The following is a 26,524-nucleotide window of genomic DNA, read 5'->3' on the forward strand; positions in this document are numbered from 1 at the left end:
CGGTTAGCTTCGCGCTGTTGATCTCACAAACTGTGTAAATCTGAAGCTTGAGCCCGATTTTGCCGCAACACGTCAATGACAGCGGGAAAGACGGACGGCAGGAATTTGAACGCGGATCTCTGGGGAGAAAATAACAACGATATGATTACGGCAGATCATGGCCTGACGAAGGCTCAAAACATGGCAACAGTCGAGGCCGCGAGGGCATCGTGCGCCGACGGATTTAGCGTAAGACGAACACCGACCTGCCCGAGAGACAACGCGCTCGTCCTATAATCGAGTGGATTAGCGACGAGGCACGGTCGCACGTAGCTGGCAAAGCCGTCGGTGCCGAGACGTTGGAACTCTGCGAGCGTGCCCCTATGAGGTGGGGCCAGCGCGCCAGACCTCTATCGTGATGGGGTAAGAAAGACATTGAAGGGCGGAGGCCTAAACACGGGCCAGCGGCGGTGTCGCATTTCCTGCACAGCGTTCCCGCCGCCAGAGAATGTTGCGCCCTCACTGTCAGGATTGCTGATCGGCGCTGATTAAAATCATAAAGTTTGCATTCACGGTTACTAGGAATCCCGGCATCCGAAATTACGCCGAAGCGCAATGCGTGGCTATCGAGCACAGGCTAAGCGCGGAACTATCCAGGCGACCAGGGGTTTGATCTGGCCGATGAAAGGAGTTGCGAGATGAATAAGGACACGAAGGCCCAGCAGGCAATAGAGGAGACTGGAAAGAAGCCGGTCAATGGGGTGGATAATCCGCCAGCCGGACCCCATGATAAACCGCACCTTCAGGATGAAACCAAGACGCCTGGGGCAGGTTCGTTACCCGACAATGGCGATGAGAGCGTGTCACCGGGTAGTGGGTGAACTACCATACGAACTTATACCGCTGGTCGTACTCGCTTCGGCCTGTTCGCGTGAACCTTACATGTCCACCGGCAATTATCGTACGGCTATCCACTACCCGTTAATCAACTGTACGGTATCGGACGCTTGCCGACCCGCGGCTTGCCGCTTTCAGACTGCGGCCTAGCTCGATGGCATGTCCAAACAAGATCCAGAACACATCCGACGCCGGAACACCATAACGGTTCAGGAACGCCGCGATCGCTTCGATACCACGAACGATCTGGCGATGGCGACCATCGGGGCGGAAATCGAGGCGCGCCGCGAGAAAACCGAACGGCTGAAAGCTCAACGTGAAGCTGCGGGCCGATCGTCTTCCGGCTGACAGTCTCGACTTCTTCTCGGTGACGGTCGGGCAGCGAAACATTCCGCGGCTTCGATCAATATCGGAAGATGAGTTCAAGCGGCGAGTAAGACACCGCGCGGTCCAGCGTCTCGGACAGCCGATCGATGCAGGCATGATCTTTGCTATGACAGGTGGAGGGTATGCAATCATCGTTCGGAGCAAGAACCGTTGATGCGCACATGTATTTCCTTGCAAAGGAGAAAGTCAGTGACAAGCACATCACGGAAACTTGCGGAGGAATATGTCCGCTTAGGTGGACGCAGACTCGCGAAGATCGACGACAACATCATCAGTGTCCGTTCCTGGGACAAGGACACTCAGGAGGCGGAAGCGTTCTGGAAGGAAAAGATATTAACGCTTAGCGAAGAAGACCGGCACCAAGTTGAAGTACACCTGCCGTCCATCAGCGATCGTTGACGCTTCCCGTTCAAAATTTGAACTTAAGACAATGAGCGTCGCATATGACGCACGGTGCCGGATTTACGCGGATAGATCAAAACCTTCCACGGCTTGGCTGGCAATGTCCACGGTTTAGATATTCAGGCATTATCATGTCGCCGAAGGAAATCCCACCGGTCTAGCGGAAACCCGCACGGCATTGGTGTGAGATCGGGAACCTTCAGGCAACAACTAGCTTAAATCGCTTTCCGATGTGGTGATCGCGGAATTCCAGCTCGCTCGAAGGATGTTCAGGATGACGAGAAACGATGGCGACCAAAGAGATGTGACGGAAACCGCCACGCAAGCAAGGCAGGGAAACCGCGGCAGGCCAGTCCTGATCGTGCTGATTGGTGGTCTTTTGCTTGCGCTGATCGCCTGGGTAGGCCTCGGTATATGGGGTGAAAGCATTGACACGGATGCCAAACCGACGGCCTCTACATCGAACGATTCAATCAACGCACAGCCATCCGGAGCAGGTACATTGGATAACGCCGCCGATGGCAGCGCACGTCCGCCGGAAAAAACAGACCGATCGCCGTCGCCTAGCGGCAGTGGGGGCGGGCCAACCCAGGTCACATCGCCATCGGGTGCAGAGAAGATCCAATAGGTCAAGAGATCGCGTTAGTGTGGTCCGTCTCATCGAATGGCGAGCGTCGCCTCACTGCATCAAGTTCTACCATCATTATAACTCCACCGAACATCGGATGACTGCTTGATTGGACTCATAGTTGTCATGAACGAAGGCGGCGTCGGATCGCGCCGAGCGTCTTCCGACCGCGACAAGCATCACAAGCATCTAGTTCATTGCGTAGAGATCCCCGATGGCGCAGTGCGAAGGTTGACGCCCTTCACTATCCCAGGCCTGTAAACGCAGGTCTGCCGCATCCCTCGCGACTTTGCCATCGATAACGATCTAGCCGAGCATCTGGAACAAGCTGCTGCAACCTTCGCTTCGATTTCATGACACCGGAGCTCTGAGATGTGTGATGACCAACGCCATAAGGTCTGGGACCTTGCCGAGAAAATCGGTTTCTCGATGCTGACAACGCAAACCGGAGCCGATCTGCGAGCGAGTCCGATGTCTGCTTATGCAGAGCGGCTTGAAACCGCGTTTTACATCCTTACAGACGCCGCAAGCCACAAGGATGATGAACAACAATCTGCTTTTTGCTCAGGATTTTTTGGCGGGAACAACCGAGGAGTGCATTACTTCACGCCTTACGCCGGCACGCGTACTCCTTCCTCACAGCATTATGTGATGACCTCCATGGCATATCGATCGAGGGCTTTGGGAGAGACTCCTGGAAGATTAACTCCATAGATAAATAGCACTATCGGCTTTTGGACGCCGAATTTCTCATCGACGGAACCTCGGCTGCAGATCCAGTTCCATCGATAGCCTACGACCTTTCCGCGCGGAGACATTAGCGCGGAACCCATATGCGGCCGTCAGAGTTATATTGCCGATGTCACTTTCCCCGACATCCTACTCCCACAGCACCTTGCCCCGCCTCTAAGCGGGGTTTTTCTTTGGCAGAGGCATCAGACCAAAGTCCAAGACATGGAACCGCGTTCAGTGGCCGGCGTTTTGAGCGCGTTATCACCTGTTTGGAGTAACTCGAATGAAAGCTATTATCATCGCAGGCTTGATCGGCCTGGCCTCAATATTCTCAACGGCCACTCCCAGTCTCGCGGACAGCGTAACAGTCACGGTCGGAGACAGTCATCATGGTCGGTCATGGGATCGCCATCAGGACCGTCGGGATTGGCGCCACGGCCGACACTACTATCGTCATGGCCCGCGATGCCGCGTAAAGACAGTTCGCTACCGGCACCATCACCGTTGGGTCTACTCCAAGAAGCGTATCTGCCGCTGGTAGGCGCACGAGCGGCGCCATCCAATCTCGGAGGCGCCGCTCGCCTCGTCATGTCGATATTGGAAAAAATACATTCAAAAATTGCAATCTAATCGCGTTATGAGCTAGGTTCCCCGTCGATACGTTGGAGGCCACCTTGCCTGATCAATTTGATGAAAGCCGCCACTTGATGAAAACACTGATTTTCACATTAGGTGTCATCACTGAAAGCAATGAACGAGAAAAGCAGCAAATTGCCGACGCATACTCGGAGGCTCGTTCTCTGGCCGCCTCGATCCCATGGGCTGACGGATCTGCTAGACCAAGAATCGCTGCCTGTCTTGAGCGCTTCAACGAGTGCAAGGAAGCGGAAAGCGTTGAAGCCGCTGCATGGATCTTAACTGCCACACAGGAACGTGTTGCCGAGAAGGATCTGCCAGATTGGGAGAGCCTTAAAATCGTTGCCGACAAGGCTGCCGGCATGTTGCCCCGCCCTCGACGATTGCATTGATCTCCCACAAGCTATCGCAAGCTCCCTGCCATCCCTGCCCTAGCCCTTTCAATGCCATGCCCGCTCATTTGTCGTGCCTAAAACAGCCGCTATAGATGAGTGGCTTGCAGTGTTCGATCGCCCACAGTCGATGGGCGGTAGAGGGGTTGGCCCAAAATAAAAAGCTGGCGCTAAAGTTGGGCCAATGTCCGCGCGTGGAGCTGCCGCCATGTTTTTCCAAAAAGACGACTCGATGCTGTCGCCAGACGAGCTTGCCGTCTGCCAACGCAGTTTCGTCCATCTGCGCAGTTAAGCAAGCGCTCTGGATATGCATCGAGAAAAGATTGCAAAGCAGATACTCATGGCTTATCGCGACGGCGTGAAAAACGAAAGTCGCTGATCAGGCTCTCCCTATCAAACGTTGCTGGCGGCGGCACGTCTGACGTAGTGCCATAAAAGCCACATCGATCTAACCTACTCGGCATCGGTAGGGAGAATTGAGATACCTGCCTGCCGATCTGGACCATCCAGCTTGAGACCCGCAGCCCAACCGGGCGCGGGTCTTTCGCTTCAACTGCCCGAATGGTTGGAAACGTTAGAGACTGAGATACCTTGCGGGTAAGCGCCTCACTGTGCAATCCAGGCGAAGCGCCATTCTTCGGGTTGACCTAGCGCGTAATTATATCTGGCGGTACCGGTCAAATCCTGTCTGGCTTTCATCTCGTCAATTAGCCAGCCTGCAGAAGGTATCCCCGGTAACTGACAACGATGCACCGCTCTTTCCACCTCATCAAGAGTTCCCAACCCGATGTTGGGAACGACTCCGGGCCTCATCAGGGTCCAACTGTACTGTTGCATGCAAGCTCCACCTACGCGTTGAAGAGCGCGCCCGCCACACCAGGGGCGGCTCGGCCGCGCGGCCACATGCACACGACCGAATGCAACAATACTTTAAGAGTGTTCTGGTTCCTTCATCGCTGGATCGAGGCCCGATCCAATAAAGACAGATGGGGTCACGCGCACCGTGCCACGTCGGGCAAAAGTTGACCTCGGGCCGTTAAACTTCAGTCAAGCTATATTAGACATCCTTAAGGTTCTGGGAGGCGCACTGGGGGTAGATGACAAACCCGTTAGTTAATCATCTCGAAGTCTTTGCAAAGCTGGCCCGTAGCGAAGGGAAGCAGGTTATTGAATACCTAATTCGCATGGCGATGCTTGAAGCAAAGCTGAAGAAATCGCAGGAGCAGCGCGGGAACTGATACAACCCGCACGTCGCCACTTTGGCGCTAGGCCCGGTAGCAACGTTACCGGGCCTTTTCCGTGATTAAATATTGTGGACGCGGTTCCGAAGTGCTCTCCTGTGAAGAATCCACACGATGTGCCTCAATCGCAGCAAGAGAACCATTACGGTTGCACAGCCGTGAGGGTTTTTTCGTTGACGGAAGGGAAAAAGCCGCCTCACGCGAATGAGGCTTAGGAGCCTTGGGAACGTGAGGCGGCTCGATACGATGGCAGTGACACTCATCGTATTTGTAAACTTGGCGAGGTCATCAGCGCGGCTTTGGAAGCGGACAATGACCTCTAAACAGGTGTCACCAACTGTCTAGATGAACGGTAGCGGATAAAACTCGATATGCAAATGGTCGTTGCCGAGCTTTCATCGAAACCTCAACGGAACGCGCCCTGCTGAGCGCGTTCCGCATGGCGTTGAAGCCGAAAGAGGGAAGGCTTACGCCGCTCAAACAACATCGAGACGAGTCGACAGTTCCGTAAACCTTTAGTGATGGCGTCGCCAGGAACATGTGGGTTGAACGTAAGTTTGCCCCTTGTCACCAATGACAACAATTCCTGAAGGAGGAAACCCCGTGAAGATGAAACTCGTAGCCGCATCGCTTCTCGCTCTCGGCATGGCAACTTCAATGTCGTATGCTCAGTCCAACCCGGTTCCCAACAATATGGCGACCGATAAGAACGCCAATGAAGATGCCGGCGGCGGCGCCAATGGCGACATGGACAGCACTGGCACCAAGACGATGAAGCCGATGTCGACCGATGGCACGATGACCAACAGCACGACCAAGACCAACTCGACGGACTGCAAGGACGGCTCCAACACCAAGGGAGCTCTCCAGACGCAGGCAGGCAAGAGCGATGCCACTCCTCAGGGCGTGGCCTGCGGCGAGAACAACCAGTAAATCTCGCTTCATGAGAACGAGGCCGGCACGTCCGGCCTTTTTTTCGATGCGCGGAATTTATAACCGTGTGCCGTCCTGACCCATAGGTGAGACCTGTATGATGCGGCGGTGGAAATTCACATCAAGGGCGTCGATCGAACGGGGGCAGGTTGAGCCGTGAACGTTGACCATCAGCCCAAGCAGTCGCGTAAGCCTCGAATTTGAAGATTTGGCTGGTCACGACGCCACCGTCAAGCACGTAGACTGCCCAAAGGTCGCCCAACTTCACCACTTTTACAGAATCTTCCACGTCGCTCCCCCGCGCAAGGCAGATGGCGATGATAGGGCAAAAAAGACCGGTTCAACAGCACGAAAAAGCCAATCTGTTTGGATCATTGTTTTCAGATGAGGGTGGTAGGCTTTGACATCTGCTTCGCCGGCTATGAAGAACTCCCATGCGCTTTACATTCGAAAGGGGTCGAGACACCCACCGCACAGATTCCGGCCGCGGTATCGTCGATCGCTTCCCGATCTTTCAGCGTGGCGGCCTTTGCTCCGATGAGCGAGGTGCCGACGATGGCTCTAGTCGTGGAGGACAGGTTTTTAACAGTCACCCCTTTTTTAAGAAGTCGAACAGCCCGCCACGCTCAGAGTACAGGCGACGACGAACGCGAGCTTGATCCGCTGCATTGCTTAAGTCTCCGATTGCTTCGTTGGTGTCGGTGGTGAGTTCCGCCAACTCCAGATCGCGGCCGCGCTGTGGGGCTTGTGGAAGCCACGCAAGAGCGTTCAGCGTCCCGTAGAGGGCAAAAGTCAAGCGCTCACAGACCAATCTTCATTGCATCTGCGATGCTCATCGGCGTTCAATTCTCAACCGCTTGGCTGATATCCCTGATCACACCGATCACCCATTTGCGGGCGACAAGAACGCCGATCGTCAGGACCGCGGCAAAGCCGATGATGCCGATGAGAGCGCGCCAGTCGAAACCAGCGAGCGCTGCAATGCCGAACCCACTTCCGCCAAAGGCGCCAGCCGCGGGGTCTTTCCCGTCAAGCCAACCCTTCAGACGGAAGGAATACATAACCGCAGTCTTCACCTTGCTGACAACGTGCCTGCCTACAGGCTTACCGATTTATGCCGCTGTTCTATCTGGGTCAGTGTTGCTTCCCGCGTCTGCTTTGTCGCTACCAGCCATTGAAAGCTTAGCTTTACACGCTACTTATAAGTGATGAACAAATCAGCGACCAAAGCACAAATCACCCATACGGAATCTATGTCGATCATCGCGGCACAGGATGCCGCTCGCAATAAGAAGACATCGCAGCTGCGGGAGTTGCGTTTAGCTCGCGACGCGGAGAGAGCCGCTTCGATACCGCTTAAGCTCGTTAAGCCTAGACAAAAGCGAACCGCGTAGTAGGTCGGTCGGTGCACCAGCGCGGCAATGTGCTTGACCGGCCCGAGGGCTACCGTCTAGCGCTGTAGCGCGTCCGTGATTAGGCCCCCCGAAGCTTACTTTTTAATCATATTGCCAACCTTCAGTTTACCCGCGGCTCAACTTTTCCTTGTGTTCCCGCATAGTCACGGCATCTTTCTGGAATGCCGACACACCGCTCATTTCCGCGCCCCCGATACCGAGTGAAGCAGGCGCCACCACTCTTCTCGATGAAGGCGTTCTATCTGGCTATCATCGGCGCGGGCGTGATTGGTTACGGTGCCGTCGATGCGGTCAATCTTCTCGGCCCCACATCAGCGCTGAGTGGTGTTTGCAACATCAAGGGCAACATCAGCATCCAAAGCCGTGAACACATTTACCATGTGCCAGGCCAGGAATATTACGAAGAGACCAAGATTTCTCCCCAGTATGGAGAACGGTGGTTCTGCTCAGAGGCTGAGGCGCGCGCGGCGGGCTGGAGACGCGCGGGCCGTTAGACGCAAACCTAGGATCCCTTCGCGCAAATCACCACCATATTCACGACATAAAGCCTAGTGCGCCGTCCACGCTGCGATGAGGCCGATATCGTTGCGTCCATATTCCAAGACAACGCTCGGCATCTCGCTCTCCCGATGTGAAAAGCCCGCCACCTAAATGCAAGGGCGGCGGGCTGTGGAATTTGCGCTGTGTCTATGGACGCGCCTACGAGCCGATGTTCCGATCGCTCTGGTGCTTGGCAACAACGGGCACCTCTTCAACATTTGCGAGCATGTGGTGCTTTATCAGGAACCGACGAAGGTTTTCCCTGAACGCTGTCAACGGAAAGATACCCTGGGCCGTCATGCGGCAAGCCTTTTCAATAACCTCATAGGTGGCATCTCTTTGCTCTTCCGTCCATTCGTCGAGGAAGTCAAAGACATCTTCGAGGCTAGCGAGTTCCTGAATACAATGCCGCTTCCTCAGGAACAACGGAGCGTCAAACAAGGTGTTCTCCATGGCCATCTCCTTTCTCATTGCGTGTTTGACGGCGCAAAATTTGGGAGAAGGAGGCGGAAAATCAAGACCTGTTTTAACGTACCCAATGATTGGTGGGCCGCAGCGTTCTCGCTGGTCACGAGCGATCGCTTTGGCGATCAGGCTCATCCTCGCCAGACCGTATTTTTGCAACAGAAGGCGGCCCGATCTCTGAAACGAAAAGACCGCCCGAAGGCGGCCTGATTTGGTGATCGCTTCGCGCAAATCAACACAATATCCACTACGCACCGTGGAAGGCTCACCTTGACAACACTCCTGACGGAGAATTCTGTGGTGTTTTTCGCATCTGAAAGCCCCAATGCGCAGCGAAACCCTCTAAGGCGTCTTTCAGGTAATCCGCCAAGGTATGGAGAGCGCGTTTGGATATGCCAATCTCAGCTATCGTCCGGCCCTCGCTTGCCATCTTGCTAACCAAATCGTAGTGTCCGCGGCCAAGAAGATCGCGGCAGTTCTTGAGCTGTAAGACATCCCGCGGAGGCCTACAGTACGATGCCCTCCTTGCCAGCGCTGAAGCGTTCGGCACTTCCTGCAGTCAATGGATAGCATGCGAATGACTGATCGTCCTTCGAAATGCTTGGCCTGTGACGGTCGCGGCTACTTCCGCTGCGACTGCTGGCCGGGTGATTGCATCTACGATGAGGGCGCTACGCAATCGCGCGACAGAGGAAAAGGGATATCATTTTGCCAACAAAACGCTGACGATCCTGAAGCTGCTGATGGACTGCGCGGAGGAAACCGGGTGGATCAGCAATGTCCCCCGGCGTGTCAAGGGTGTCATCGGGACGCCGGCATAAGGAAATTGCGATGAAATTCGCCGATGGTCCACCTTCTTCGCGGTCGGTGGAGATGCAACGCATACCTAACTGGAACATTTGTCGCTGCCTGCTGTTTACTCGTTGAATATCTGCTGTGGTCAAGCAGAACAGTGAAAAACTAGGATGTTCGTTGATTGCGAAGCACGTCAAATGCAACCCGTATCGATCGCAGCCGGAAAAGACAGTCGCGCTTCGTTGCGCCGTTGTGCTCCTAAAGGTCAACGTGCCGTTTTCCGGGTCACTGGCGAAGAAAGCGGTGACTTTTTGAAACAATCCGTCTTGCTAACATTAAGCCGCGTTCGCTCGTCGATAGCGCCTTGAGGAGTTTGAATTGACCATTCGCCAGGACGAAGTCGGCAACCGGATGCTCGCCGCATTGATGCCCACGGACTTCACGCTTCTGCAACCGTATCTTGAGAAGGTTAAGCTGCCTGCACATTTCGAGATCGCCCGGCCGCACCGCAGGCTTGAGTATCTTTACTTTCCGGAGTCGGGCATCGGCGCGGTGATGACCGTTTCACCGAATGACAGGTCGGCGGAGGCAGGGATGTTCGGATCGGAAGGTTTCGTTCCAACTTCGACGATCATCGGCGATGACATCGTCCCCTACTTGATTGAGATGCATGTTGCTGGCTTGGGTTACCGGGTTCCAATCAAAGTGATGCGGGAGTTGACGGCAAGGAGTTCCTCACTGCAGATCCCTTTCATCAAATACATGCATGTGTTCGCAACACAGGTCGCCTATACGGCACTCGCAAATGCCCGCTATAGGATCGAGCAGCGCCTAGCGCGCTGGATATTGATGTGCCACGACCGTCTCCGCTCAGACGAACTCGATATCACCCACGAATATATCGCTGCCATGCTTGGAACACGTCGCCCCAGTGTGACGACGGCATTGCACGTGCTTGAGGGCGAGCGGCTGATCCGCTCAAATCGTGGCTTGATCATTGTCCTCAATCGGAAAGGCTTGGAGGAATTCGCTGCTGGATCCTATGGCATCCCTGAACAGGAATTCGAAAGGCTCATTGGCCGCACGCATCCGAACACCGGATAGTACTCGGAACAATCTGAAGCGCACATCATTCGGAAAAGAGATTTTTCCAAGAAAAGACACTGACCCGCGGAGCAAAATATGCGCTATTTTTTTAATATTCGAGATGGCGAAACATTTATTGCAGATCCGGAAGGTAGTGACCTTGGTTCGCTTGAAGCCGCGATCGATGAGGCAAAAGCAAATGCCCGGGAAATGATTGCCGAGCGCTTGAGGACCGGTGCCGCCCTTAGAGACCAAGTTTTTGAATTGACAAACGATTCAGGTGACATTGTTGCCCGAATTGACTTCAAAGATGTTCTGCATTGATCGGTAGCCCGCTTAAACACCGGATGTATCAGGTTCTTAAATCGACCTCGCAAGGCCACAGGGCGACTTCGCGTTCAATTGCAGTGCGTCCGCGGTGATGGGACCTCGGTATTGCTATGGAAACGATCATTGGAAGTACCAAATCGCGGGCGATCGCCACGATCGTGTTGCACCGTGAAAAATGACTTCTCGCAGCTCGCGCTGCGGCCAGTGAACAAAAAATTTGCCTTATGAAGAAATGTCCGGCTTGGTTTGCGTCTCCTGCTAGATCCGGGCTGCAACATCCCCCACGCGACAGCGTGTCTAAGCGGCCGTAGCCAACTTGCGTGCTGGCTTCTCGGTTCGATGACGGGCGGGAACAATTGCGACTGGTGATGGTTTGTGAAGAACGCGAAGACGTTCCTCAGGATAAACCCATGATCCCCATAGAAGCCTCGATCCCCATCTACAAACCATCCCTTCGCTCAATCCCTCTTCATTTTTCAGCGGCCTGCTTCATTGGTGCCCTAATCACTGACATTGCGTACTGGCAAACGGCAGAAATGACCTGGGCAAATTTCTCTGCATGGCTTCTGGCAGCTGGGCTGGTCACCGGGGGTGTTGCCCTCCTTGCCGGTCTTTTGGATCTCGCACGCGGTCGGTTTCGCTTCGCCGGGCTCGCCTCAGTGCTCTACGTTCTTGGTGGCATCGCGGTTTTCGCCATTTCATTTTTAAACGCGCTGGTTCATAGCCGCGATGCCTGGACGTCGGTCGTTCCCCTTGGTTTAGCTTTGTCGATTGTGGCGTTTGTTTTCATTGTCGTGGTTTCGATTTGCGGCTCGATCACCGAGCGCCGGCTCGCCGGAGGATATTGATATGGTGGTGCGCCAATGTTCCCGGCTTTCCGTTATGGCAACACTTTTCGCCTCAACCGCCCTTTTGGTTTCCGCCTGCAGCGACAATGAGCCAGATCCAAACGCAGAGATCGGACCAGATCCAAAGCTTCCCGATCAATCCCAATACCTTATCCCGCCAATGCATATCGCCAAGGTCGTAGGATGGAAGGACGGCGAAGTGCCAACTGTTGCGAGCGGTCTTGAAGTAAAGGCGCTTGCCTCGGGATTACAGCATCCGCGCTCTGTGTATACGTTGCCAAACGGTGATATATTGGCGGTGGAGTCAGTGGCGCCCCCTGAGGCGTCAGCGAAGCGTCCAAAAGACTTGATCATGGGTATAGTCCAGTCGTTCGCGACTGGAGCAAGCGGAAGCGGCGGCAAAAGCAACCGCATCACGCTGCTGAGAGACGCCGATGGCGATGGGGCGGCCGAAATTCAAGACGTTTTCCTTGATCATTTGAACTCGCCCTTCGGCATAGTTCTTGTCGGAAACGATCTCTACGTCGCCAATACCGACGCGGTTGTGCGCTATGCCTACACGCCGGGCGAGACCAAAATTGCCGAACCTGGCACGGTGCTAACAGATCTTCCTGGTGGGCCAATCGACCATCACTGGACAAAAAGCATGACGGCGAGCGCGGACGGTTCGCGGCTTTACGTGGGTGTCGGCTCAAACAGTAACATTACGGAAAACGGCATCCCGGCGGAGAAAGACCGGGCAGCTATCTGGGAAATCGATCGGCAGACGGGAATGCACCGCGTTTTCGCAAGCGGTTTGCGCAATCCAAATGGGCTGAGCATCGAACCGCATACAAAGGGTCTCTGGGCGGTGGTCAACGAGCGTGACGAGCTCGGACCAAACTTGGTGCCTGATTACATGACTTCCGTCAGAGAGGGCGGCTTTTATGGCTGGCCCTACAGTTACTACGGCCAGCACGTCGATCCGCGCGTCATGCCGCAACGGCCTGACCTCGTCGCCAAAGCGATTGTCCCCGATTATGCGCTCAGTTCCCACGTCGCCCCACTCGGCATGGCGTTCTCCAATGGCACGAGCTTGCCTGAAGAATATCGAAGCGGCGCCTTTGTCGGCGAGCATGGCAGCTGGAACCGCAACGCCTTCAACGGCTACAAGGTAATATTCGTGCCATTTTCAGAGGGAATGCCCAGTGGCGCGCCGAAGGATGTGGTGTCGGGATTTCTCAACGATCAGGAACAGGCGCAAGGCCGGCCGGTCGGCGTGACACTCGATAAAACCGGCGCGTTGCTCATTGCCGACGATGTCGGAAACAAGGTGTGGCGAGTGACGGCCAAGCCTTGAAGCGCGTCACTGGTTTGCGAGGGACCGAGTTGCGCAAATTGGCGTTCTGGTGCGACCAAAGGAGAAACCGTAACGATGAGGGGCCGCTGGCAACGCTGACCCTGGTCAAGGGACATCTCAATGAAGGCGAGCAAGTCCGGCCGGGCGTGGCTCCGAGACAAGGACGCGGAAAAGTCGAAAGCAAGCTTCCCAGAGCTATTTTTCGATCTCGTCTTTGTATTCGGACTGATCCAGTTGTCCCACACTCTAGCGGAGGATTTCACCTCAGCGACCGCAGGAGAAGCCCTACTGCTTATCCTGGCGATCTGGTGGCTTTGGATCAATACGACCTGGGTCACAAACCTCCTAAATACCGACAGCGAGCCTGTCCGCTTACTTCTGTTCGCGCTCATGTTTGCGGGTATTCTATTGGCTATCGCCCTTCCTGAAGCTTTTGGTGATCATCCTCTGCCATTTGCCATCATTTACGTTGGCATGCAGATCGGAAGGTCACTCTTTGCATGGTTCGCATTTCGCCGTCATGATCCCAAGTCGGCTTCCACCTTCCTTCGCATCACCGTCTGGGCATGCGTTGCCGGAACGCTCTGGATCGGAGGGGGGCTGGCTTCATTCGAATGGCGGCTGTCCATCTGGAGCATTGCTCTGGGGCTGGAATATAGTGTGCCATTGTTGCGGTTTCGCTTTCCCGGCCTGGGGGGATCCGAAAAGGAAACGCTGCACCTGAACGGTGAGCACCTTGCTGAGCGCTGCGCTTTGTTCGTCATCATCTGCCTCGGCGAGACCATTTTGACAACCGGGCGTAACGCTAGCGAACACATGGGCACAGATCTAACTTTTTTGGTGTTTTGCGGGGCCTTTCTAAGCACAGTCGCCATGTGGTGGATTTATTTTCACCAGGGCCAGGAAGAGGCCGCCGAAAAGGCCGAAGTGACATCCCAGACGGAAGCGGTGGCGCACAATCTTTTCACCTACGGTCATCTGCCGATCGTCGCCGGCATCATATTGACAGCGGTTGGCGAAGACTTTGCGCTCTCGCACCCTCACGAGCAAGCCGACCTGAGGTTCACTGCAGCAATCGCCGGGGGGCCATTCCTGTTCCTATGTGGTAACATTTGGCTAAAACTGGCCGCGGCGGAACGGATACCGTTTTCGCATGCCGCGGGCCTCGTTGGACTTCTGGCAATCGCAATCGCTACGCCGCTGCTGCCGCTCTACGGTATGAACATCGCCACCACGGCGGCCCTGCTCGCCACAGCCGCTTGGGAGTATGCTGCGCTTCGCCGGCCATCTGCGCGATCGGCATAAAAACCGCCTCGCGCTGCGCAACACCCGTGCGATGAGCAAAGAGACCCCGGGGCGTTAGAGCGGAAGCCGCGATCGCTTCTCCTGTGGGCTTGGTGACTCCCAGTGGGCATGCTCCCAAGCGTCGCTAGGGCAGAGGACGTTCAGGCGAAAAAATCCGCATCCTCTTTCATAAGATACTTCTTAGCACGCTCAGCATCTATATCGACGCCCAGGCCCGGAGCCTCTAGCACGTCCACCATGCTGTCCTTTACGATCTGCGGCGGCAGGCCAATGACCAGATCCTCCCACCAGGCGTCAGAGGCGCTTGGATATTCGAATGCGACATAATTTGCCGGCAAGGTGGCGCAGACATTGATCAGCGCTCCTAGGCCCAAAAGGCCGTTGGCAGTGCCATGCGGCGCCATCAGGATCGAGTGCATGTACGCATGCTCGGCAACCCATTTGAGTTCGGCAATGCCGCCAATGTCCGCTGGATCCGGCCCGATGACGCGCACTGCCTGCGTCTCGATCAATTCCTTGAAATTGTGCCGCAGGTAAATTTGCTCACCGGTATGGATCGGCGTCGATGTGGAGGTGGTCAGTTCGCGATAGGCTTGGGGATTGACCCAGGGAACATAATCGCCGGTCAACATATCCTCGAGCCACATCAAATTGTACTTCTCCACCGCTCGCGCGAACTTAATCGCATCCGGCAGCATCCAGCCCGGCCCGCAGTCGAGCGCTAGACTGACCTTATCGCCCAGCACCTCCTTCATCGCGATCACGCAGTCGAGCATGTGGTTGAAGCCGCGCTCGCTGATTACGCCCTGATCCATTGCGCCGTGATAGCCAGCCTTCTTCTGCGTTACGCCGTAGTGGAAGCCCTCGATGCTGTCTTTCATATTAGAATGGAACGAGATCCCTTGCTTTACCATAAAGAAGTTCTGCGGCTGCTCCATCATCCATTTGACGTCGGCAGCGTAATCCTCCGGCCGATCGCCGGTGCGCTTCTGGCGGATAGAGCCATTGTAGACGCGCACCTTGTCGCGCACCTTGCCACCGAGCAGCTTGTAAACGGGAACGCCCGCCGCCTTGCCGGCAATATCCCACAAGGCATGCTCTATTGCGCTGACCGCAGCCCCATATGGTTTGAAGGACCCGCGTTGGCGGATTTTCAGCATGACTCTTTCGACGTCGGTCGGGTCTTCGCCGATCAGCGCATCGCGGAAATGCAGCACAAACGGTTTTAGGTAGGACTTCGTGAATTCGACTTCGCCAAGCCCATAGAGACCCTCATCCGTCACGACACGGACGATAGGGTGTTTGCCGATGACGGCGCAGCGCAGATCGGTGATCTTCATCTTCGTTCCTCCTCGCTTCAGCTCCAGGTACGATCCCAGGAATACTCATTGTCCCAGCGGTCGGTAGGCTCCCAAATCCCGGCAACGCCCGGCTGCAGATGACGCGAGATGACTTCATCAACGACGTCGTCTATCCCCAGGCCAGGCTTGTCCGGTACGGTGATGAAGCCATCTTTGACGAGAGGCTTTGGGAGGCCGGTGACGATATCGTCCCACCAGTCGACATCGGCCGAATGATACTCGAGCGCCATGAAATTCTCGGTGGCGGTCGCAACATGGGCTGCCGCCATCGCGGCGATGGGGCTCTCCGCCATGTGGATTGCCATCGCGACACCGTATTCCTGCGCCATGTCGCCGATTTTCTTGGTTTCCAGTATCCCCCCACTGGTCAAAAGATCCGGATGGATAACGGAGACGCCGCCGCCGTCGAGCAGCGGCTTGAACCCCTCCTTCAGGTAGATGTCCTCGCCGGTACAAATCGGGACGGTGGTCGAATCCTGCAGCTGACGATATTGCTGCGCATACTGCCAGGGGATCACGTCTTCGAGCCAGGCTGGGACATATTTCTCGATCCGCCTGGCGAGGCGAATGCCGTTCTGCATCGAAATATGGCCGATATGGTCGATTGCGAGCGGGATATTCATGCCGATGACTTCACGAACTTCGGCGATGTACTGCTCAAGCAGATCAAGGCCCTTGTCTGTAAAGTGGAGGCCGGTGAACGGGTGCTGGACGTTATGCAGATCGTAGGCGGCATTGCGCAGCCGGCGCTCATCGAGGGTTTTCAGCGGCCCGCGCACCGGGCTTTTGCGGTATCCCTCGAGCGATCCTGCGGGAAACACGACAGCTCCTGGCACATCAGCAATCTGCATCAGCCCGAGATCCATCTTCAGGAATGTGAAACCGCGTTCCATGCGTTCCTTCAGGCGCTTGCCGGTTTCGGTGCCGCTTGGCACGGTCGCGTCCGTATCGCAATAGACGCGCACCTGCTCGCGAAATCGCCCGCCAAGCATCTGGTAAACCGGAACGCCATAGGCCTTGCCGGCAAGATCCCACAGAGCAATTTCAACCGCCGACACGCCGCCCCCCTGGCGACCATGTCCGCCAAACTGCTTGATGCGCCGGAACAGGCGATCGATGTCACAGGGGTTCTCGCCCAGCAAGCGGCTTTTCAGCATAAGAGCGTAGGTCGCGCTAGCCCCGTCTCTGACCTCGCCAAACCCGACAATTCCCTGGTTCGTATAGATCTTGAGGAGGGCGGAGGTGAACGGGGCACCGTTGATCTCGGCGACGCGCATATCCGTGATACGAAGTTCGGACGGTCTTGAACTCAAGTTTACCCGATTGAGCGCTTCTTCCGCTCCATCTGCCTCTCGCATGATTTGATCCTCGTTTCAGTCGACGGGCTGGCCGCCGCGCGGGCGGGCGCAGCCGAAAACGTTGGTCAGTCCAGTGCAATCTCGTGGTCTTGAAGGTAGTCGCGGTTCATCTCGACGCCGAGGCCCGGCTTTTGGGCAAGCTTGAGATTGCCGTTCGAGACATCCAACGGCCGGTCGATAAGGTGATCATATTTGCCGAGGTTCCATTCCGACGTCTCGAGCTTGTAGAAGTTCGGGACGGTCATCATCACCTGCGCGCCCGCAACCACGTTGATCGGGCCAGCGGCGTCATGCGGGGAGACCGGGATATAATAGGCCTCGCACAGCGCCGAGATCTTCTTGAGCTCGGTAATGCCGCCGGTCCAGGTGACATCCGGCATGATATAGTCGGCGAGCTTGTTTTCGAGCACGGGAACGAAGTCCCACTTGGTGTGACCACGTTCCCCCCATGAAATTGCAGCATTTACCTTTTTCCGGACCTGTTTGAGCGCGTTTAGACTCTCTGGTGGGCAAGGCTCTTCGAACCAGTCGATCTGGCCTGCTTCTTCAAGGCTGCGGCAAAGACGGATGGCGGTTGGGACATCGAACCGGCCGTGGGCGTCAATGAGAATGTCGACGTCCGGGCCTGCTGTCTCGCGGATCAGTTCCGTCAGCTCGGCGGCTTCGCGTTCGTCCCTTCGGGTCATGCTGCCGTCGAGATAACCGTCCCGCTGTTCACGCGCGATTCCATCGGCACCGCGGCCTTGATGAGGGAACGGATCGAACTTCAGCCCTGTGTGGCCGGAATCGACAATATCCCGAATTTCGCGGATGACTGCCTCTTTGCTGGTGAATTTCGCCTGGTTGGGATGGGTATAGAGGGCGATCTCGTCGCGCACAGGCCCGCCGAGCAACTCGTAGATCGGCTTGCCGAGGACCTTGCCGCGGATATCCCACAGAGCGATGTCGATGGCGCTTACGCATTCGACCGCAGCACCCCTGCTGCCCATGTAGGTGAAGCTGCGGAATATTTTGTGCCACAGATACTCGATACGGGCAGGATCCTCGCCTCTGAGAGCCTGACCGATCTGGCGAAGGATGGTGCAGAGCGCGCGATTGGCGAGCTTCGTCGTGGTGGTTATTTCGCCCCAGCCACTCACTCCCTCGTCTGTCGTTACCTCCACGAAAAGGAATTCTCCCCAGTAAGACGCATCGGATTTGATGAGCCACGGCCGTACGCTTGTGATTTTCATCTGGGCTACCTTTGACTTGAACTGAGAAGATGTTTGCCGGCTTGTCCTATCCCGCGCGGGCCGCGCTACGTGCCCTCATATGTTCCAGGAGATGTCGGCCCGAACCCTCGACGTGCCGCGCAATGAGTTCGGCTGCCGCATCAGCATTTCCGGCCTTCACGAGCGCAATAAGTTCACGGTGTTCACTCAGGATGGCTGCGCGCCGGGCGAGCGTGAAGTTGAAACGCCGGCCGACGGCTCTCAGAACTTCACGATGCTTCCACCAAAGCTCGGCGGCGTGGCGGTTATAATGTTTCTGATACATTACCGTGTGGAAAGCGGTATCCAGCTCACTGTGCTTGAATGTATCGCTGAAGTTATTCTGCTCGATCAAACCCTGAATGCGCTCGAGTTCGGCGATGTCTTCCACGGTCGCCATGGTGACGAACCATCGCGTCAGTGCTGGCTCGATCAATACGCCAATCTCGTAGACATCCCGAACGAAATCCTGATCGATAGGCCGCACACGCGCACCGCGGTTTGGTACGAAGGTAACGAAACCTTCGCCACGCAACAGCTGCAAGGCCTCGCGAACCGGATTGGTCGATGTGCCGTGGCGTCGGGCGAGATCGGTCGCGACCAGCCGCTCGTTTGCTGCAAGCCGACCCTCGATGATGTCATCTCTGATCAGTTTGTAGAGGGTGGCTCCCTCGCTCGATGCACCGTCTGCGTCGATGCCTTCAGGTGGCATGGCTCTGAACTCAGTCGTCTCGGTCAAAATGTTCCCCATTAATGCTCTACTTTTCCAATTATCATGCAAATCTCAGCCAAACAATGTACGATTTTGTCGATTGACATACATTCCTTGATCTGAAAACGTACGATCTGCGTCATGGGATACACTGACTTGAGGAGGTCAGTCCCACGAGCGTGGACCGCCTGCCCTGAGCAGAGCGGCTTGGGAGAACCTGGAGGATACCTATGACGAGGATTTCACTCGGAGGTGCCGTCCTGCGCGGCACCGTCTCGACTGCTATGCTGGTGTCTATGCTGTCTACTTCCGCCCTTGGCGCGTCGGTGGACCTGAGCAAGTGGTCACCGGAATACGTTCGCTCGATTGCCGGCACACAGGACTTCGATACCGCGGCCGATTGCAGCAAAGTTACACCACTGGACTACAAAGGACGTCTGACGTTCTGGTACCAGGGTATCTTCGAAGGCGATCCAGATTCGCTGCGGCAATATTACAAGGATTTTTTTGCGACCTTCCGCAAGACCTACCCGAATATTCAGCTCGAGGAACAGGGGCTGACTTACAACGACCTGCTCGATAAATTCCGCACCGCACTGCTCGGCAATGCCGCTCCGATGGCGGTTCGCCTGCAGATCCTGGGGGGCGTCGAGTTTGCTGCCAAGGGCTATCTTCAGCCTCTGAAGCCAGAGGATGTCGGCTATTCAACGGATGATTTCTGGCCTGGTGCCATGAAGGCCGTCAGTTGGGACGGCGTGCCCTACGGCATTCCGACCAACAACGAAACGATGGCCTTCATCTGGAATGCCGACATATTCAAGAGAGCTGGCCTCGACCCCGACAAGGCTCCGGCAACCTGGGACGATGTCGTAAAATATTCCAAGCAGATCCACGACAAGCTCGGCATCTCAGGCTATGGCCTCGTGGCTCGCAAGAACGCCGGCAATACGCCTTACCGCTTTATGCCGCAGCTTTGGGCCTATGGCGGAGGTGTCTTTGACGAGGCATCCAAGGATCCGACCTACAAAGAGGTTGAACTTGCCAGCCCTCAAAGCAAGGCCGCATTGCAAGCTTCCTATGACATGTATGTTCGTGACAAATCCGTACCTGTCTCAGCTCTCACCAACCAGCAGGCAGACAATCAGCCGCTTTTCCTGGCTGGCCAGCTTGGTATGATGGTTTCTCATCCGTCCGACTACGACGTCATGCTGGATCTGCAAAAGAAGGCGACCGCTACGGATAAGGAGAAGGCGCAGACGGTCATCGACAATATGCGTTACGGACTCATTCCGACCGGTCCCGACGGCAAGCGTGCCGTTGTCTTTGGCGGTTCAAACATTCATATCCTCAAACCCGAATACGTGGAAGGAGGCAAGGTGGACGAACCAGCCGCGAAGGCTATCGTCTGCATGTGGTCCAGCCCTGAATGGTCCTTGAAGTTGGCCTATGTCGGCTCGAACCCAGGTAACCTGAACGGCTTCAAGACAAAGTGGATGAAGGACCGTTTGGACAAGATCAAATTCCTTGATGTCACCACATCGATGCTGCCGTTTGGCATTCCGTTCCCCGCACTACCGCAGTCTCCCGAGATCATGAACATCATCGTCCCGGACATGCTGCAGAACGCTCTGACTGGTGCGATGACGGTCGATCAGGCAGCTGACGATGCCGCGAAGAAAGTTAAAGAAATAATGGACGGTGGGCTCTAGCCCGGATCCGACGATCTAACCGGCTGCTCAGAAACCCGCAGCCGGCTTTGTCTCAAAGGATGAGGGCCTAGCGTAGTGGCGATCTTGACTGGAAAGGCAGACGTTCCCCGGCCGCTTGAACATTACAGGCCCGGTTTGTTGCGAAAGATCTGGGACCATCGTGCTGACTACGCATATGTTCTGCCGTCGATCGCAGTGATGCTCATCGTGATAGCGTACCCAATCTACTATACGATCGAGCTGTCGTTCTTTAACACGCCGCCCGGCCTACAACTCAAAGACAAGATTTTCGTCGGCCTCGACAACTACACCGCCATCCTTAAAAGTCCGGTGTTTTGGACTGTGACCAAAAACACCCTCATCTGGACCGTAGGGTCAACTTTCATTTCCTTCGTTCTTGGATTCACCTGTGCTTTGGCGCTCCATCGTGACTTCGCCGGCCGTGCAATCCTGCGAGCCATCCTGATCATCCCCTGGGTCATCAGCGCAGTCGCCGCATCCTACATCTGGAAGTGGATCTACCATTCGGACTTTGGTGTGATCGGCGCGGTACTGGTCGGCCTAGGCCTTGCCGACCGGCCACCGAATTTCATCGACAGTGTCGATACGGTGCTGCCCTCACTTATCGTCGTCAACATCTGGAGAGAATTCCCGTTTGCCATGATCATGATGATGGCTGGCCTCCAGACAGTGCCCGATCAATTGCTGCGTGCGGCGAAAGTAGACGGAGCCAATGCTTGGCAGCGGTTCTGGCACGTGACCTTCCCGCATGTCAGAAACGTCTCCACGGTAACGATCCTGCTCTTGGCGGTGGCCAACTTTAATTCCTTCATCATCCCATGGATCATGACGGGCGGGGGACCATCGAACGCATCGCACATCTGGATCACGCATATCTATGAACTCGCGTTCGGACGCCAGCGGTGGGGTGTGGCATCGGCCTACTCGGTCCTGCTGTTCTTGATCCTAATGTCTTTCGGCTACTTCTATGTTCGCGCGCTAAGCGCCAATGGGCAAAGGGAAGGAAGCGAATGAGCACGATTCCCGAGACCGGGCAGACCAGGCAGGCACGCCGCCGCACAACATTCGACGGATGGCGGTGGGGCGGCCGGGTGTTCCTGCTCTTCATGCTGCTCTACACAGCTTTGCCGATGGTCTGGATGCTGCTGACGTCAATCAAGTCTGGTTTTGCCGCAATGCAGTTCCCACCCCAATGGTGGCCGGACCAACCCACTCTTGCCAGCTACCAAAAGCTGCTCGATCCGCAAAACAGCGTCGGCCAGGACTTCTTGCGTTTCTTTTGGAACAGCCTGTTCGTGTCCACGGCGACCACAGTAATGTCGGTTGTCGTGGCGGTACCGGCTGCCTACGCGTTTTCCCGCTTCACCTTCCCGGGACGGAACTTCCTATTTTTCGCTGTACTGCTTCGCAATATGTTCCCGGCTGTCATCTTCCTCGTGCCGCTGTTTATTCTCATGCGCGCATTAGGGCTGGTGAACACCCATGGATCCCTCGTCCTGACCTACCTTACCTTTGGATTGCCGCTCGCTATCTGGCTCCTTAAAGGCTTCTACGACAATATTCCGATCCAGCTGGAGCAGGCCGCACGCATTGACGGGGCGACCCGTTTCCAGGCCTTCGTGCTGATTGTCGTACCACTCTCAACGCCGGGGATCATCGCCACAGCGATCTATTCATTTATCGGCGCATGGAACGAATACATCTATGCCTACACGTTCCTGTCGAAGAATGAACAGCTGACCCTACCGGTTGGCATCCAGCGTTTCTTCTCGGAGAACACCACCGACTTTCCCGGCCTTATGGCCGCCAGCTTCATCATGAGCGTACCGGTCGTCGTCCTGTTTCTGCTTCTGCAACGATACTTCGTACGCGCCCTCACCGAAGGCGCAGTCAAGCACTAGGGAGTTGCTCGTGGCCCATGTGGTCCTCAAAGATCTGATCAAGAATTATGGCAGCTTCAATGCTGTTAAGAGCGTCTCGCTGACTGTCAACGACGGCGAGTTCGTGGCACTGGTCGGCCCGTCAGGCTGCGGCAAGACGACAACGCTCAACCTGGTAGCGGGGCTTACGTCCGTAACGTCAGGCGACATTGTCATCGGCGACCGGGTGGTCAATGATCTCGACCCCAAGGACAGGGACATCGCGATGGTGTTCCAGAACTACGCTCTATATCCTCAGAAGTCGGTCTATAAAAACCTCGCCTTCCCGCTGCAGATGCGCAAACTGCCAAAGGACGAGATCGACAGGAAAGTCAGGGAAGCTGCACGCGTCCTGGACATGACGCAGTTGCTTGAGCGCAAGCCGCGCGAGCTTTCTGGCGGGCAACAGCAGCGCGTGGCGCTCGGCCGCGCACTTGTTCGCGATCCGGCGGTGTTCCTGATGGATGAGCCGCTCTCCAACCTCGACGCGAAGCTCCGCGTGCAGATGCGTTCGGAGATCAAGCGGTTTCACCAAGATCTAAAAGCCACAATCATCTACGTGACGCATGATCAGCTTGAAGCGGTGACGATGGCCGACCGGATGGCGGTGATGAACGGTGGCTATCTGCAGCAATACGATACGCCGGCACAAGTCTTTGCCAATCCGGTGAACATGTTCGTGGCAAGCTTCGTCGGCAGTCCGGCGATGAGCCTCGTTCCGCTGGAAGCATCCACCGCAGGAGGCAATACGGTCTTGACCAGCGCGGAAGGTTGGCGACTGGAACTTTCGCCGGAGAATGCCCGAAAGGTCGCCAAAGCGGCATCCAAGAAGGTCGTGCTCGGGGCGCGCCATTCGACCATCAAACTGCATAAGACTGCGACCCCAGGAACTGTCCCCGCCAAAGCCTACACGGTTGAACCGACAGGAGACGTCACCTTCGTACAGGCCTTCCTGTCCGGCGCTATCGTCAACATCAGCGTGCCGCCAGCCGTTGTCGTCGCACCAGATGAACCGATCTGGCTAGAGTTCGATCAGGAGCGTATCCACTTGTTCGACGGCGAAACAGAAATGGCTCTCAAGGCAGATTGAGATGACCTGCATGCGCAACACGAGGCGCCTATGACGACGAAACTTAAAATCACGGCGATCAAGCCATATCCAATCTGGGTCGGCATCCGCAATCAGATGCTGGTCAAAGTCGAAACAGATTGCGGGATCTTCGGGTGGGGCGAGAGCGGCTTAAGCGGACGAGAGCAAGCAGTTGCGGGCGCAATCGAACATTATCGCGAATTCCTGATCGGCCGCGATCCGATGCAGATAGGGCGCATATGGCAAGAGCTTTATCGCAGCCAGTATTTCGAAGGCGGGCGTGTTTTGCAGGCAGCGATTTCCGCGATCGATATTGCCCTCCATGACATCAAGGGTAAGGCGCTGGGCGTACCGGTCTACGACCTTCTGGGTGGCAAACAGCGCGAGCGCATACCGACCTTTGCCTCTACCGGCGATGAGGCGGAGGGCGATGCCGCGATTGACCGTGCGGGCGAGCTTCGCGAGCAGGGTTGGCAGGCGATCCGCTTCTTTCCAGCCGGACAAAGCTACCGCGAGGTCTTCGAACCACGAGAGTCGATTGGCGCGACTGCGGCGGTGCTGAACAAGGCCCGCGAGGTTCTGGGCGACAACGTCGTCCTCGGCATCGACTATCATCACAGGCTATCGGTTGCGGAAGCTGCAAGCTTCTGCAGCAAGCTCGGGAGTGGCGTACTGGATTTTCTTGAGGAGCCGATCAGGGATGAGACCCCAAGCGCATATGAATCCTTGCGCAAGATGACCAACATTCCCTTTGCCATAGGGGAAGAGTTCGCCAGCAAATGGCAGTTTCTACCCTTCATCGAGCAAGATCTTCACCAATTCAACCGGATCGACGTCTGCAATGTCGGCGGCCTTACCGAAGCTATGAAGGTCGCCGGTTGGAGTGAAGCGCACTATGTCGATCTGATGCCGCACAATCCGCTTGGCCCTGTATGCACGGCCGCGACGATCCATTTTGCGGCGGCTGTAGCCAACTTTGCTTGGTTGGAGACCAGAGCTCCTGAGACGAAACTTGGCTTTGACAACTCCGACTTCTTTCCCGAGCAGCCGAGGCTCGACGGGACCGACTACCCGGTCAGCGACCTGCCTGGGCTCGGCGTTGAGGTAAACGAGGATGCAATTGCCGCACAAAGCTTCCGCTTCTGGGAAGCCCCTCACCTCAGGCGCCGTGATGGTTCCGTCACCAACTGGTAATCTACTCAACATTGGAGCTTGTCATGACGCAGACGCCCGACATTACGCGACCGCCCAAGGAATTGATCGATGCATTAAAAGAAATCGGCGCGGCTACAATTGCCGGCACACTCGGGCATATGGGATTTCGCAATCCGCACATGATCGGTCCCACTTCACAGAGGCGAGGCAAGTCGATCGTTGGACCGGCACTGACGCTCCAGTTCATGCCCCAGCGGCCGGATCTCTTTAGCGAAGGAGAATATGCTGATCCTGAAACGCAGCTGCATCGCCACGTCCTCTACCACGTCCAGGAAGGCGATGTCGTCGTCGTCGATGCACGTGGCGACATGAGCTCCGGCGTCTTCGGCGACATGATGTCGACCTATTTCAAAGGCCGCGGCGGTGCTGGCATCGTCATCGACGGATGCATGAGAGACAGGCCCAATGTCGAAAAGCTGGATCTTTCCCTGTGGCTTCGCGGCTGGACGCCAAATTATCACGTCCAGACGAGCATCTACCCTAACGCTGTCAATGTTCCGATTGCCTGTGGCGGTGTTACGGTAATTCCCGGTGACATCATCGTGGCTGATGATGACGGCGTGGTGGTGCTTCCCGTCGCGATGGCCCGCAAGGTGATCGAAGAATCGCAAACGCATCACGACTGGGAAGAATTTTCGCGGATGAAACTCATGGAGGGCGGATCTTTGCAACGCTATTATCCACTGCACGACGATGCCCGCGGGGAATACGAGGAATGGAGCAGGACAAATCCGTCTGGAAGGTAGGCGATGGGCGGGACGGGTATCCAATGATCTGTGTGATACCTGTGCGATCTCCGAGAAACGAGATATGGGCTTTCGTCATAACTCGATGTGTAGCCTGGTGAACTTTAGAACTGGCGCCGAGCGGGACGATCATTGTTTGCTCTCCCGGCTGTATGCCACGCAATCGAAGATCGATTAAGCAAGCGCGAACACAGTCGCGGTGCAGGGCGGTTGCGCGCTTTCGTTGCCCGTCGAGACACAAGCAGCATTAATGGAATTCAAGGTCGCTTCCAGTCCCCACCTTCCCTCTGCTTGCGATGAAGCCGCCGGCCGAAGAGCCCGACAAGCTCCCGTGCTATCGAAAGGCCGAAACCGTGTCCTGGCACAGTCTGCCGCAGGCCAGGTGAGATCGCCTCGGCCAAACGGCCGGCCCTGTCATACGACCTATCCGACCAGCAATACGCGCATCGTGAACCCAGTTTCTCTGATGTCTTCGTGAGAACTAGGGCGCGTTTGCTTAACTGAAACTGAACCGCGACGTTCAGCCTGCGTCGATCCGGACACGCCTATCATCCTCCAGTCAAAACGAACTGGAGACAGCATCATGTCCATGGAAAACGACGCTCCCGACACCTCGCCTGAGCGGCCGCTCCGCAGGGGCGGCTCGCGCCGGCCGGCAACGCATCTGGCGGCTTTCGGAATTGCGGCCTTTGCGGTCCTTGCAATCGGTGCGGCCGGCGGTGCCGCGGCAATGAAATTCACCCGGCCTGGCATCGAGCTTGCGCCCTTGACGCCCACCTCGATCTCCAGCCTC

At 56.1% G+C, this 26,524-nt stretch carries 25 protein-coding genes and 2 pseudogenes; 19 read left to right on the forward strand and 8 right to left on the reverse strand.

What is annotated here, in order from left to right:
* The first annotated feature begins 677 nt into the window (after positions 1-677).
* Entirely contained in the window at positions 678-860 is a 183-nt protein-coding gene (locus tag AC1DNK_RS24295) for a hypothetical protein (RefSeq protein ID WP_477943722.1), read from the forward strand.
* 100 nt (positions 861-960) lie between these two features.
* Here the strand turns inward: AC1DNK_RS24295 and AC1DNK_RS24300 are convergent, their stop codons facing one another.
* Positions 961-1,359 carry a hypothetical protein gene (locus AC1DNK_RS24300; RefSeq protein ID WP_477943723.1) on the reverse strand — a complete coding sequence of 133 codons (399 nt, stop codon included), beginning with the start codon at positions 1,357-1,359 and terminating at the stop codon, positions 961-963.
* Positions 1,360-1,452: 93 nt separating this feature from the next.
* Between AC1DNK_RS24300 and AC1DNK_RS24305 the strand changes: the two genes are divergently transcribed.
* The 5 genes and pseudogenes from AC1DNK_RS24305 to AC1DNK_RS24325 all read left to right on the forward strand — a co-directional run bounded on the left by AC1DNK_RS24305 (position 1,453) and on the right by AC1DNK_RS24325 (position 6,227).
* A complete protein-coding gene (locus tag AC1DNK_RS24305; RefSeq protein WP_477943724.1) occupies positions 1,453-1,662 on the forward strand; it encodes a hypothetical protein in 210 nt (69 codons plus the stop codon).
* 277 nt (positions 1,663-1,939) lie between these two features.
* Positions 1,940-2,293 (forward strand): hypothetical protein, encoded by a 354-nt coding sequence (locus AC1DNK_RS24310; protein ID WP_477943725.1) that lies wholly within the window; start codon positions 1,940-1,942, stop codon positions 2,291-2,293.
* A 372-nt stretch (positions 2,294-2,665) separates the two neighbouring features.
* Positions 2,666-2,839 (forward strand): annotated as a pseudogene (locus tag AC1DNK_RS24315) (pyridoxamine 5'-phosphate oxidase family protein); the annotation flags it as partial.
* Between the two features lie 860 nt (positions 2,840-3,699).
* Positions 3,700-4,053: a hypothetical protein gene (locus tag AC1DNK_RS24320; protein WP_477943726.1), complete on the forward strand. Its 354-nt coding sequence runs from the start codon at positions 3,700-3,702 to the stop codon at positions 4,051-4,053.
* 1,844 nt (positions 4,054-5,897) lie between these two features.
* Positions 5,898-6,227: a hypothetical protein gene (locus AC1DNK_RS24325; RefSeq protein ID WP_112540142.1), complete on the forward strand. Its 330-nt coding sequence runs from the start codon at positions 5,898-5,900 to the stop codon at positions 6,225-6,227.
* 842 nt (positions 6,228-7,069) lie between these two features.
* On the opposite strand, the gene AC1DNK_RS24330 is transcribed toward AC1DNK_RS24325, so the two are convergent.
* A complete protein-coding gene (locus tag AC1DNK_RS24330) occupies positions 7,070-7,288 on the reverse strand; it encodes a hypothetical protein (protein WP_477943727.1) in 219 nt (72 codons plus the stop codon).
* Between the two features lie 581 nt (positions 7,289-7,869).
* Here AC1DNK_RS24330 and AC1DNK_RS24335 point away from each other — a divergent pair.
* Positions 7,870-8,136, forward strand: a complete 267-nt coding sequence (locus AC1DNK_RS24335) for a sunset domain-containing protein (protein WP_477943728.1) — start codon at positions 7,870-7,872, stop codon at positions 8,134-8,136.
* A gap of 205 nt (positions 8,137-8,341) precedes the next feature.
* On the opposite strand, the gene AC1DNK_RS24340 is transcribed toward AC1DNK_RS24335, so the two are convergent.
* Both AC1DNK_RS24340 and AC1DNK_RS24345 read right to left on the reverse strand, forming a co-directional pair.
* Positions 8,342-8,878 (reverse strand): hypothetical protein, encoded by a 537-nt coding sequence (locus AC1DNK_RS24340; protein ID WP_477943729.1) that lies wholly within the window; start codon positions 8,876-8,878, stop codon positions 8,342-8,344.
* 440 nt (positions 8,879-9,318) lie between these two features.
* On the reverse strand, positions 9,319-9,762 hold the full coding sequence (locus AC1DNK_RS24345) for a hypothetical protein (RefSeq protein WP_477943730.1): 444 nt from the start codon (positions 9,760-9,762) through the stop codon (positions 9,319-9,321).
* A gap of 58 nt (positions 9,763-9,820) precedes the next feature.
* On the opposite strand from AC1DNK_RS24345, the gene AC1DNK_RS24350 reads away from it, so the two are divergent.
* The 5 genes from AC1DNK_RS24350 to AC1DNK_RS24370 all read left to right on the forward strand — a co-directional run bounded on the left by AC1DNK_RS24350 (position 9,821) and on the right by AC1DNK_RS24370 (position 14,350).
* Positions 9,821-10,546 (forward strand): Crp/Fnr family transcriptional regulator, encoded by a 726-nt coding sequence (locus AC1DNK_RS24350; RefSeq protein WP_477943731.1) that lies wholly within the window; start codon positions 9,821-9,823, stop codon positions 10,544-10,546.
* 78 nt (positions 10,547-10,624) lie between these two features.
* Positions 10,625-10,852 carry a DUF6894 family protein gene (locus AC1DNK_RS24355; protein WP_477943732.1) on the forward strand — a complete coding sequence of 76 codons (228 nt, stop codon included), beginning with the start codon at positions 10,625-10,627 and terminating at the stop codon, positions 10,850-10,852.
* A 416-nt stretch (positions 10,853-11,268) separates the two neighbouring features.
* The gene (locus AC1DNK_RS24360; RefSeq protein WP_477943733.1) at positions 11,269-11,706 is read left to right on the forward strand and encodes a DUF2231 domain-containing protein; all 438 of its coding nucleotides are present in this window, start codon (positions 11,269-11,271) and stop codon (positions 11,704-11,706) included.
* Positions 11,707-11,740: 34 nt separating this feature from the next.
* Positions 11,741-13,045 (forward strand): PQQ-dependent sugar dehydrogenase, encoded by a 1,305-nt coding sequence (locus AC1DNK_RS24365; protein ID WP_477943759.1) that lies wholly within the window; start codon positions 11,741-11,743, stop codon positions 13,043-13,045.
* 120 nt (positions 13,046-13,165) lie between these two features.
* Positions 13,166-14,350 carry a low temperature requirement protein A gene (locus AC1DNK_RS24370; RefSeq protein ID WP_477943734.1) on the forward strand — a complete coding sequence of 395 codons (1,185 nt, stop codon included), beginning with the start codon at positions 13,166-13,168 and terminating at the stop codon, positions 14,348-14,350.
* A gap of 140 nt (positions 14,351-14,490) precedes the next feature.
* Here AC1DNK_RS24370 and AC1DNK_RS24375 read toward each other — a convergent pair whose 3' ends face one another.
* From AC1DNK_RS24375 to AC1DNK_RS24390, 4 genes are all read right to left on the reverse strand, one after another.
* Complete coding sequence (locus AC1DNK_RS24375; RefSeq protein WP_477943735.1) at positions 14,491-15,690, reverse strand: mandelate racemase/muconate lactonizing enzyme family protein; 1,200 nt, start codon at positions 15,688-15,690, stop codon at positions 14,491-14,493.
* A gap of 17 nt (positions 15,691-15,707) precedes the next feature.
* Positions 15,708-17,069 (reverse strand): mandelate racemase/muconate lactonizing enzyme family protein, encoded by a 1,362-nt coding sequence (locus AC1DNK_RS24380; RefSeq protein WP_477943736.1) that lies wholly within the window; start codon positions 17,067-17,069, stop codon positions 15,708-15,710.
* 65 nt (positions 17,070-17,134) lie between these two features.
* The gene (locus tag AC1DNK_RS24385) at positions 17,135-18,301 is read right to left on the reverse strand and encodes a mandelate racemase/muconate lactonizing enzyme family protein (protein ID WP_477943737.1); all 1,167 of its coding nucleotides are present in this window, start codon (positions 18,299-18,301) and stop codon (positions 17,135-17,137) included.
* 46 nt (positions 18,302-18,347) lie between these two features.
* Positions 18,348-19,058 carry a GntR family transcriptional regulator gene (locus tag AC1DNK_RS24390; protein ID WP_477943738.1) on the reverse strand — a complete coding sequence of 237 codons (711 nt, stop codon included), beginning with the start codon at positions 19,056-19,058 and terminating at the stop codon, positions 18,348-18,350.
* Between the two features lie 203 nt (positions 19,059-19,261).
* On the opposite strand from AC1DNK_RS24390, the gene AC1DNK_RS24395 reads away from it, so the two are divergent.
* From AC1DNK_RS24395 to AC1DNK_RS24425, 7 genes and pseudogenes are all read left to right on the forward strand, one after another.
* Positions 19,262-20,740, forward strand: coding sequence for an ABC transporter substrate-binding protein (locus AC1DNK_RS24395; RefSeq protein ID WP_477943739.1), 1,479 nt, complete (start codon positions 19,262-19,264; stop codon positions 20,738-20,740).
* A gap of 75 nt (positions 20,741-20,815) precedes the next feature.
* Positions 20,816-21,775 (forward strand): carbohydrate ABC transporter permease, encoded by a 960-nt coding sequence (locus AC1DNK_RS24400; protein ID WP_477943740.1) that lies wholly within the window; start codon positions 20,816-20,818, stop codon positions 21,773-21,775.
* A complete protein-coding gene (locus AC1DNK_RS24405) occupies positions 21,772-22,662 on the forward strand; it encodes a carbohydrate ABC transporter permease (RefSeq protein ID WP_477943741.1) in 891 nt (296 codons plus the stop codon). Before AC1DNK_RS24400 ends, AC1DNK_RS24405 begins: the two co-directional genes overlap by 4 nt.
* Before the next feature lie 10 nt (positions 22,663-22,672).
* On the forward strand, positions 22,673-23,770 hold the full coding sequence (locus tag AC1DNK_RS24410) for an ABC transporter ATP-binding protein (protein WP_477943742.1): 1,098 nt from the start codon (positions 22,673-22,675) through the stop codon (positions 23,768-23,770).
* Positions 23,771-23,800: 30 nt separating this feature from the next.
* Positions 23,801-24,964, forward strand: a complete 1,164-nt coding sequence (locus tag AC1DNK_RS24415) for a mandelate racemase/muconate lactonizing enzyme family protein (protein WP_477943743.1) — start codon at positions 23,801-23,803, stop codon at positions 24,962-24,964.
* A gap of 23 nt (positions 24,965-24,987) precedes the next feature.
* Complete coding sequence (locus tag AC1DNK_RS24420) at positions 24,988-25,731, forward strand: ribonuclease activity regulator RraA (RefSeq protein ID WP_477943744.1); 744 nt, start codon at positions 24,988-24,990, stop codon at positions 25,729-25,731.
* A gap of 583 nt (positions 25,732-26,314) precedes the next feature.
* A pseudogene (locus tag AC1DNK_RS24425) lies at positions 26,315-26,524 on the forward strand (hypothetical protein); the annotation flags it as partial.

The organism is Rhizobium sp. 01N424, from assembly GCF_056399485.1.

Coding starts and splice junctions, on each gene's coding strand:
- AC1DNK_RS24295 (WP_477943722.1), top strand. CDS start 678: ATGAATAAGGACACGAAGGCCCAGCAGGCAATAGAGGAGACTGGAAAG.
- AC1DNK_RS24300 (WP_477943723.1), bottom strand. CDS start 1,359: ATGCCTGCATCGATCGGCTGTCCGAGACGCTGGACCGCGCGGTGTCTT.
- AC1DNK_RS24310 (WP_477943725.1), top strand. CDS start 1,940: ATGACGAGAAACGATGGCGACCAAAGAGATGTGACGGAAACCGCCACG.
- AC1DNK_RS24330 (WP_477943727.1), bottom strand. CDS start 7,288: ATGTATTCCTTCCGTCTGAAGGGTTGGCTTGACGGGAAAGACCCCGCG.
- AC1DNK_RS24335 (WP_477943728.1), top strand. CDS start 7,870: ATGAAGGCGTTCTATCTGGCTATCATCGGCGCGGGCGTGATTGGTTAC.
- AC1DNK_RS24355 (WP_477943732.1), top strand. CDS start 10,625: ATGCGCTATTTTTTTAATATTCGAGATGGCGAAACATTTATTGCAGAT.
- AC1DNK_RS24360 (WP_477943733.1), top strand. CDS start 11,269: ATGATCCCCATAGAAGCCTCGATCCCCATCTACAAACCATCCCTTCGC.
- AC1DNK_RS24365 (WP_477943759.1), top strand. CDS start 11,741: ATGGCAACACTTTTCGCCTCAACCGCCCTTTTGGTTTCCGCCTGCAGC.
- AC1DNK_RS24370 (WP_477943734.1), top strand. CDS start 13,166: ATGAAGGCGAGCAAGTCCGGCCGGGCGTGGCTCCGAGACAAGGACGCG.
- AC1DNK_RS24375 (WP_477943735.1), bottom strand. CDS start 15,690: ATGAAGATCACCGATCTGCGCTGCGCCGTCATCGGCAAACACCCTATC.
- AC1DNK_RS24380 (WP_477943736.1), bottom strand. CDS start 17,069: ATGCGAGAGGCAGATGGAGCGGAAGAAGCGCTCAATCGGGTAAACTTG.
- AC1DNK_RS24385 (WP_477943737.1), bottom strand. CDS start 18,301: ATGAAAATCACAAGCGTACGGCCGTGGCTCATCAAATCCGATGCGTCT.
- AC1DNK_RS24395 (WP_477943739.1), top strand. CDS start 19,262: ATGACGAGGATTTCACTCGGAGGTGCCGTCCTGCGCGGCACCGTCTCG.
- AC1DNK_RS24405 (WP_477943741.1), top strand. CDS start 21,772: ATGAGCACGATTCCCGAGACCGGGCAGACCAGGCAGGCACGCCGCCGC.
- AC1DNK_RS24415 (WP_477943743.1), top strand. CDS start 23,801: ATGACGACGAAACTTAAAATCACGGCGATCAAGCCATATCCAATCTGG.
- AC1DNK_RS24420 (WP_477943744.1), top strand. CDS start 24,988: ATGACGCAGACGCCCGACATTACGCGACCGCCCAAGGAATTGATCGAT.